The 7,751-nt window shown below is 63.6% G+C and carries 6 protein-coding genes; 2 read left to right on the top strand and 4 right to left on the bottom strand.

Features of this window, described 5'->3' with window-relative positions:
- The first annotated feature begins 457 nt into the window (after window positions 1-457).
- On the top strand, window positions 458-946 hold the full coding sequence (locus tag Q5H93_RS22030; protein WP_305008867.1) for a hypothetical protein: 489 nt from the start codon (window positions 458-460) through the stop codon (window positions 944-946).
- Between the two features lie 216 nt (window positions 947-1,162).
- On the opposite strand, the gene Q5H93_RS22025 is transcribed toward Q5H93_RS22030, so the two are convergent.
- On the bottom strand, window positions 1,163-2,797 hold the full coding sequence (locus Q5H93_RS22025) for a hypothetical protein (protein ID WP_305008866.1): 1,635 nt from the start codon (window positions 2,795-2,797) through the stop codon (window positions 1,163-1,165).
- A 412-nt stretch (window positions 2,798-3,209) separates the two neighbouring features.
- Between Q5H93_RS22025 and Q5H93_RS22020 the strand changes: the two genes are divergently transcribed.
- Entirely contained in the window at window positions 3,210-4,916 is a 1,707-nt protein-coding gene (locus Q5H93_RS22020) for an Ig-like domain-containing protein (protein WP_305008865.1), read from the top strand.
- 175 nt (window positions 4,917-5,091) lie between these two features.
- Here the strand turns inward: Q5H93_RS22020 and Q5H93_RS22015 are convergent, their stop codons facing one another.
- The 3 genes from Q5H93_RS22015 to Q5H93_RS22005 form a co-directional block, all read right to left on the bottom strand.
- Window positions 5,092-5,637, bottom strand: coding sequence for a sigma-70 family RNA polymerase sigma factor (locus tag Q5H93_RS22015; protein WP_305008864.1), 546 nt, complete (start codon window positions 5,635-5,637; stop codon window positions 5,092-5,094).
- A gap of 519 nt (window positions 5,638-6,156) precedes the next feature.
- Window positions 6,157-7,056 carry a MerR family transcriptional regulator gene (locus tag Q5H93_RS22010; RefSeq protein ID WP_305008863.1) on the bottom strand — a complete coding sequence of 300 codons (900 nt, stop codon included), beginning with the start codon at window positions 7,054-7,056 and terminating at the stop codon, window positions 6,157-6,159.
- 49 nt (window positions 7,057-7,105) lie between these two features.
- Window positions 7,106-7,597 carry a sterol desaturase family protein gene (locus tag Q5H93_RS22005; protein ID WP_305008862.1) on the bottom strand — a complete coding sequence of 164 codons (492 nt, stop codon included), beginning with the start codon at window positions 7,595-7,597 and terminating at the stop codon, window positions 7,106-7,108.
- Window positions 7,598-7,751 lie beyond the last annotated feature (154 nt).

Below are 7,751 nucleotides of genomic sequence, written 5' to 3'. Positions count from 1 at the left end.
TTTTATGACCCCACTCGAATTTAAACAAGCAGCTTAACCTCTACTAACGACTGGCTTGCCGAATGGGGAAGCGTACAACGGCCCGCCGGGCGGAGTTGTAAGCAGCTCCGTCTGCTTAGCCGCCGATGGGAATAGCACCAAGGCCCCGCCCGACTTTTCGGGCGGGGCCTTTTGGCTTGTTGCCGGCAGCGGATGGCCCGGCGGGGCACCGTTGGTAGTGGTCGAAGCCCCATCAGGGGCAGACTGGCCAACGGCAGCAAGTATAATCACGCACCTGGCAGACTTTTAAATCCACGCACTGCCATCGACCAACTCAATCCAAAGCACTCATAAACCAACGTTTACCATCCGTTTCGACAGACCAAAAAAGGACATTACGCCCGCCGGCGCAGATTTGCCGGCGGCCGGCGGCGGCGCGTACTTCGCAGCATCATTCACCCCTTCACTCCTACCCCCCATGCGTTGCCTTGCTTTTCTCCTGTGCCTGCTCAGCGGCCCCGTAGTGGCCCAAACCACCCCAGCTAGCCTGCCGGCGCCCGTGGCAGTGCTGGCCCCGCCCACCGCCCGCACCGCCGCCGATACGGTGAAGGCGCTGCACCAGCTATTTAAGCGGCGGCGGCGCAACGGGGGCTACCTGGTGAGCGGCGCCATTGCCGCCGACCTGGTGCTGGCCGGCGTGTCGACCATCAGCGAGAACAACGAAAGCAAGGGCAGCAGCGGCGGGGGCGGCTACGGCAACATCGGGGGCAGCGGGCCGCTCCTGCAGTTCGGGATGGGCGGCTATGCACTGCTCTGGGGCGTGGCCCTGGCCCCGGTGGCGGGCGTGGGCGTGCAGCAGCTCATTGCTTATAGTCCCCGGCACGAGGCCAAGGTTATTGCCAGCTACGAGCGCACGCACCAGTTGCCGGCCCGCTGGCAGCGCCGGGTGCGCAAGCACCTGCGCTAAGCGGCCGGCCGGGACCGATAACCGGCCGCATCAGGAAACCGGTTGTAGTAGAGACGCAATATTTTGCGTCTCGTCGTTGAACGACACCTGAAAGATTCGCATGGCGCGGACGACGAGACGCAAAATATTGCGTCTCTACATTATACACCCTAGCCTTTACCCTAGAAAAGCCCGCCGCCTTTCAGCAGCGGGTTTTTTAATGAGCACATCGTGGCCTTACTCCACCACCAGCCGCGCCTGGTAGCGCACGGTGCCAGCCGTGGCGCGCAGCCAGTAGAGTCCCGGCGCGAGGCCGGCAGTAGTAATAGTGGTTTCGGGGCCGGTGATGGGCAGCGTGCGCAGCGGCTGGCCCAGGGCGTTGCTTAGCACCACGGCCGGGGGCAGGGCGGCGCCGGGCGCGAAGCGCAGGCGGGTAGCGGGCCCGGCGGGGTTGGGGGCCAGCTGCCAGCGGCCGGGCTGGCCGGCGCGGGTGGCGGTGGGCAGCGCAGCCAGTCGGGCCACAAAAAACTGGTTGGCCGCCGTGGCCGGGCCGCCCTGGGCCGTCCCAAACGTGAGCGGGCCGCTGGTCGAGAAACCCGTCAGGAACAGCTCGCCGCCGGGGGCGTGGGCCAGGCCGTGGGCCGTTTCCATAAGCAGGCCGCCGCCGGGGCGCACCCAGCGCAGGGTGCCGGCGGGGTCGTAGCTGAGCACCAGCGCATCGGTGCGGGTGCCGTTGCCCAGCGAGGTGGTGGGGCCGGTGGGCCAGGCAATGCTGCCCCGGAAGGTGGCGGCCAGGGCGGCGTTGCCCTGCGCATCGGCCACCAGGCTGGGGGCCTCGGCCACCGTGGCCACCCCGAAGGCTGTGCCGCTGCTGGCCGGGGGCTGGCGCAGCCACTGCCAGGTGCCGGCCGTGTCGAGCCGGGCCAGCAGCAGCTCGTTGCTCTGGGCCGGGGTGGTGGTCTGGAACGGGCCCATCTGCATGCCGCCGCGCAGCAAACCCACCGCGAAATACACCCCGCCGTGCTCGTCGGGGGCCACCTGGGGCTGGGCGCAGGTGATGTCTTCCATAAAGCGCACCCAGCGCAGCCGCCCGCTGGCCGAGTAGCGGGCCAGGTAGAGTGAGTATTGGTAGGGCCGCGCCGCCGCCACGCCGCCGAAGCTGGCGTTAGCATCGGGGCAGGACCCGGTGAGGTAGAAGTCGCCGTTGGCGGCCCGGCTGAAACCGCTGACATAGCCAGCGTTGGTCTGGCGCAGCAATTCGGTGGGCGGCGCGGCAGCCAGCGGGTTGTAGCGCAGCACGGCATCGGCCCCGCCGGCGTAGCTGACGGCCAGGTAGATGTTGCCCGCCGCATCGGTGCTCAGGGCGTGGCAGTCGGTGATGGTGGTGCTTAGCAGCTGCGGCAGGCTCACGTACCACTGCGGCGCCCCGGCGGCATCGAAGCTGGCCAGAAACGGCAGCTTGTCGGTGCCGGGGGTGCTGCGGCGCAGCACCGCGCCCGGCCCCAGCCGCACCGAGTCTTTGAACACACCCAGCGCCAGCAGGCCGCCCGCCGAGGCGTAGCGCAGGTGCGTAATGGCCGCATTGCCCCCCGTCAGGCTCCGCCGGAAGCGCACGGCACCCGTTGGCGAATAGCCCACCAGGGCCATATCGCCGAGCATCACGCCGTTGGTGGCGGCGCTGCGGTTGGCCTCGAAGCCCGCCACGGCCACGTTGCCGGCCGGGTCGGCCGCCGCGGGGTAGCGCGTGAGCTGGCTGTTAAAGGTCATGCTCACCGGCTCGGTGCGCACCCAGTCGAACTGCTGGGCCCGGGCCGGGGCCGCCAGCAGCAGCAGCAGCATTCCAGCACTGAGGACAAGGTTTTTCAGCAGCATAAAAGCGGAGCTTAGGGCAAGATGAACGGCAGTAGAAGTCGTTGGGGCAGGTAGTCCCGACGGCCTCCCCAAGCATCTCGGCCCTCCGCGCCCAAAGGTTGCCTGCCAGCTAGGAAGGCCACCGCCAAGTGGGCAATGCCTAAAAAAAATCAAATCGGAGAAAATCCGGTCGTTAACCCGAAACGTAGGACTATTCGAAGCGACAGTACTGCTTGCCACAACCGCCCGAATCTGCATTATAGCTCATCATTTTTAAAACATGAGCCGCATACCTTACATCCTGCCAATGCCTTACCTACAACAAAAAAATACACTCCCTGCCCGCCGCGGCCTAGCATATTTACTACTCGCGTAGTAATTTTACAGTAGTTTGCTGTTCTGCAATTTATATTCACTCTCTTCTTTTGTTACTATGAAACACTTCTTCTCGTTTGTTACCTTATTGCTGTTGGGCTGTCTGCCGCTGGCGAGTTACGCGGCCTGTTCGGGGCAGTTCGACGTGAGCTACCCTGACCGGACGGCCACCGGCGGCATCCGCACTACCCACTACAACTTTGGGCAGAATAACTCCAGTGCAAGCTTCTGCCCCGGCACCACGGGCAGTACGCAGCTCACGTTTTCGCCCAACGACGACGGTACCCTGCAGATTTCCTACGTCGTGGGTGGCGTGACGACGGTGCTGGTGCCGCTGCGCTCGACCACGTCCAACGCGGTGTATACCTACACGCTGCCCGCTTCCACCGCCCAAATCACCTACACCATTGCCACCACCGTGGCGTGCAGCAACGCCAAAAGCAGCACCCTCACCCTGGCCCTGGCCCCCACGCTAAGCCTGAACGCCAGCCTGCTGAAAGTATGCCAGGGCAACGCCGTAACGCTGACTGCCACCGGCTCGACCTCGGGCAGCTACACCTGGACGGCCCCGGGCATGACCAGCGTCACCACCACCGGCACCGTGGTAAACGGCGTGAATACCACGACCCTCTCGCGCACGCCCTCCGCCACCACCACCTACACCGTGACCACCGCCACGGCCTGCGGCACCACCACCTCGCAGCAAATCACCGTGACCGTGCCCACCCTCACGGCCAGCAGCAACCTGACCACCGTGTGCCCCACCGGGCAGGTAACCCTGACGGCCACCAGCAGTGAGCCCGGCACCACCTTCACCTGGTCGCAGGGCGGTAGTGCGGTGGGCAGCGGCGCCAGCATCACGGTCACGCCCGGCAGCACGGGCACCCTCACCTACCGCGTCACCTCCAACAACCCCTCGGGCTGCACCAACACCAGCTACGCCGAGGTGCCTGTGGCGGTGGTGGCCTCCACCGTCAGCGTCAATCAGCCCGAGTCAACCATCGATAAAGGCCAGTCGGTGACGCTGGTAGCCAGCAGCAACCTGTCGAATGCCACCTACAGCTGGCGCAGTGGCAGCACCAACGGTCCCATCGTGGGCTCGGCGGCCTCCTTCACGGCGGCACCGGAGTCCGGCACCACGTACTACGTCACGGCCGCCACCGGCAGCTGCTCGGCCACCGAGGCTGCCCGCGTCAATGTAAACGGCCCTCTTCCCGTGAAACTGAGCTGGTTTGAGGCGCGGGCCACGGCCACGGGCACCCGCCTGAGCTGGGCCACCGCCCAGGAAATCAATTGCGAATACTTCCGCGTTGAGCGCAGCGCCGACGGCCGCGAGTTCACGGCTCTGGGCAAGGTGGCCGGGGCCGGCACCACCGCCCAGCCCCGGCAGTACCAATACCTCGACGCCACCACCCGCCCCGCCCTGCGCTACTACCGCCTGGCCCAGGTCGATGTGGATGGCAACACGCACTACTCGCCGGTGCGGGTGGTGCAGGCCGACGAAAAAGCCTCCTTCCGCGCCCAGGTGTACCCCAATCCGCTCACCGCAGCCTCCACCCTGCAGCTCTCAACGGCCACCGCCGGCCCGGTTACCTGCACCCTCTTCGATGGGCTGGGCCGCGAGCTGCTCCACTACACCCTGACGGCCACCGCCGGCGAGCAGCAAGTGGCCCTGCCCGCGCTACCCGCCACGGCCAGCGGCCTGAGCTACCTGCTGGTGCGGCAGGGCACCGCGCAGCAGGTGCTGCGCCTGCAGCGGCCCTAAGGCCGGTAATACCTATTACACGCAAAACGCCCGCTACCGGAATGGTAGCGGGCGTTTTGCGTGTAATAGGGGCTGTTTGAGTTAGCCAGAACGTTGTAGAGACGCAATATTCTGCGTCTCTACAACGTTCTGACAGGCTGAAATTTAACTCAAGCAGCTTCTTAGCAATCGGCGCTTAGTCTTCCAGCGCTTCGGGCACCGCGTCGGCGCCTACCGGGGCATACACCTGCAGCTGGGCTTTGAGCTCCTTGCGGGCAATATGGATGCGGTTTTTGACGGTGCCGATGGGGATTTGCAGCTTCTCGGCAATCTCGAGGTACTTGTAGCCGATGTAGTACATCATGAACGGCGTGCGGTAATCGGTGCCGAGGCCGGCAATGGCCTCGTTGATGTCGCGCACCACAAAGTCGCTGGTAGCGCCGTTGTGGGTGATGTAGTTCTGGTCGGTGTTGAAGTACTGGAAATACTCGGTGCTGTCGATGTTCGAGCTGCGCTTCGTTATCTTGTTGTAGTTGTTGATAAACGTGTTGCGCATGATAGTGTACAGCCACGCCTTGAGGTTGGTGCCGGCCTTGAACTTGTCTTTGTTCAGGAGGGCTTTCAAGAGGGTTTCCTGCACTAAATCCTTCGCGTCGTCGGCGTCGCGGGTCAGGTTCATGGCCGCGGGCCGCAGGGTGAGGGAGATTTTCTGCACTTGCGAGGTGAATTCGAGCGAAGTCATGTTGTTTAGCTTTTCGTGGCAGATTGTTAAACAAATATACGCGCCGAATCGGAATTCGTGTACCTACCGCAATACTTTTTTTCGGGCAGGCCATTTCTTTCTGGTTGGCGCGACAAGGTACGCCACGGAACCCGGAAGGCTGCATGAATAAATTATGTTGTGGGATGGTGGGGGTGGTTGCAGGCCCGGCAAAACACTCTTTAAATGATTATAAAACAAGGTCAAACACAAATTTAGACACGTTATAAAAAAGCCGCAAAGCGGCGGCAGGTTAGTAGTTAAAACCCAATTCCGGAAGCGGCCAGCGCCGCGCCGCGGCGGCACTCCGCAGGCGTGAGTGCCGCCGCGGCGCGGCGCTGGTCTGGCAAAAAATCTTTTTTTCTACCAACGTGTCGCCGCTTCTCGGCTATTGTTCAACAAGAGGCGATGTAGCGACGCGACCCTTCGCGTCTCGGCGTTGAACGATGCCCGAACGATTTCCCTATCGGCGCAGCCGAAGAGACGCGAGGGGTCGCGTCGCTACACTTCGACGGCCGATTTTTCGACCAAGCCGATAAAATCGACCATCGTCAGCGGCACGGTGCAATTGTCGGGCAACTGCAGACCTTCCTGGCGCGTGAGCGGGCCGTAGAGCACCAGCTGCTTGTCAGGGCACAGGGCGGTGAGCTCCTGGGCGAGGGCGGCCACCCGCGCCCGCTCGGGCTGCGAGGTGAGCACGGTCACGAGCACGTCGGGGCCATACGCTTCGCATACTTCGGTGAGCTCGGCGGTGGGCATGTTCTGGCCCAGGTAGAGGGTGTGCTGGCCGCGGGCACGCAGCACGTAGTTCATCAGCAGCAGGGCCAGCTCGTGCATTTCGAGGGCGGGCAGAAAGAGCAGCCAGCGGCGGGTATCGGCAGTGGCGGGCACGGCGGGCAGGGCCTCGGTGGCAGCCAGCACCTTCTGGCGCAGCAGGTGCAGCAGCAGGTGCTCGTGGGCCGAGCTGATAGCCCGCGTGAGCCACAGCGTGCCAATACGTTGCAGCAAAGGATGCACGACGTGCAGCATCATCGCCTCGAAGCCCAGGCGCTTGGTCTTTTTACTCAGCAGGTAGTGCAGGCGCGGCTCGTCGAAGGCCAGCAGGGCGGTGAGCAGCATATTCACCTGCTCATTGTAGTCGCAGTTGGCCGAGTGGCAGCCGGCGCGCACGGAGGCCGTCAATTCCTCATCCGACAGACTGGCTACCTGCGAGATGCGCTGCCCCCGTCCGCAAAGCGTGGCCACGTTGAGCAGGCGGCGCAGGTCGTCGTCGCAGTATTTGCGGATGTTGGTGGCCGAGCGCACCGGGCGCAGCACGCCGTAGCGCTGCTCCCACATGCGGATGGTGTGCGCCTTGATGCCGGAAAGCTGTTCCAGCTCGCTGATGGAATAGCAGGACACGGTTTAAATGGGGTTGGTTAGGAAGTAGCGCCTAAAGTCCAAACCCCCTTTAGTTGTTTGCGGCGGCGGTTTTGCGCTCGCGCAACTGCTGCCGGGCCAGGGCCAGGTATTTGGGCGACACCCACAGCAGGCCAAACTCTACCGAGTGGTCGCGGCCCTGGGTTTTGTGGTGCATCTTGTGGGCCATGTTGAGGGCCCGTAGGTAGGCATTATCCGATTTTTTCCAGAAGCGCAAACGGCCGTGAATCAGCACATCATGCACAAAAAAATACACCGTGCCGTAGGCCGCGATGCCCACGCCCACCCAAAACCACCAGCGGGCGCCATTATCGCCGGTGATGAACAGCACGGCCGATAGGGCACCGTAAATCACAAAAAACCAGTCGTTGCGCTCAAAGGGCCGCGGGCTGGGGCGGATGTGATGCGAGCGGTGCAGCACCCACAAGGGCCCGTGCTGCACATATTTGTGCATAAACCAGGCCCAGAACTCCATGAAGGCGAAGGTGGCCAGAGTGATGCTGAGGGCGGCGAGGATGGGCATGTTGGGCTGAGTAGTGGAACAAAAATAAAGACCGTCATCCTGAGCCGCGCAGCGGCGAAAGGACCTCGCCCGCTTCGCTGCACGACCAAGACAGAACGACCATCGAATGATTGAAGTTACTGCCGCGACCGGCGCGGGTGAGGTCCTTTCGCGC

Source organism: Hymenobacter aranciens (assembly GCF_030580865.1).
Lineage (GTDB): Bacteria > Bacteroidota > Bacteroidia > Cytophagales > Hymenobacteraceae > Hymenobacter > Hymenobacter aranciens.
Note: the sequence above shows the minus strand (reverse complement) of the source record. Positions and strands in the feature narration are given on the sequence as shown.

Coding starts and splice junctions, on each gene's coding strand:
- Q5H93_RS22030 (WP_305008867.1), top strand. CDS start 458: ATGCGTTGCCTTGCTTTTCTCCTGTGCCTGCTCAGCGGCCCCGTAGTG.
- Q5H93_RS22025 (WP_305008866.1), bottom strand. CDS start 2,797: ATGCTGCTGAAAAACCTTGTCCTCAGTGCTGGAATGCTGCTGCTGCTG.
- Q5H93_RS22020 (WP_305008865.1), top strand. CDS start 3,210: ATGAAACACTTCTTCTCGTTTGTTACCTTATTGCTGTTGGGCTGTCTG.
- Q5H93_RS22015 (WP_305008864.1), bottom strand. CDS start 5,637: ATGACTTCGCTCGAATTCACCTCGCAAGTGCAGAAAATCTCCCTCACC.
- Q5H93_RS22005 (WP_305008862.1), bottom strand. CDS start 7,597: ATGCCCATCCTCGCCGCCCTCAGCATCACTCTGGCCACCTTCGCCTTC.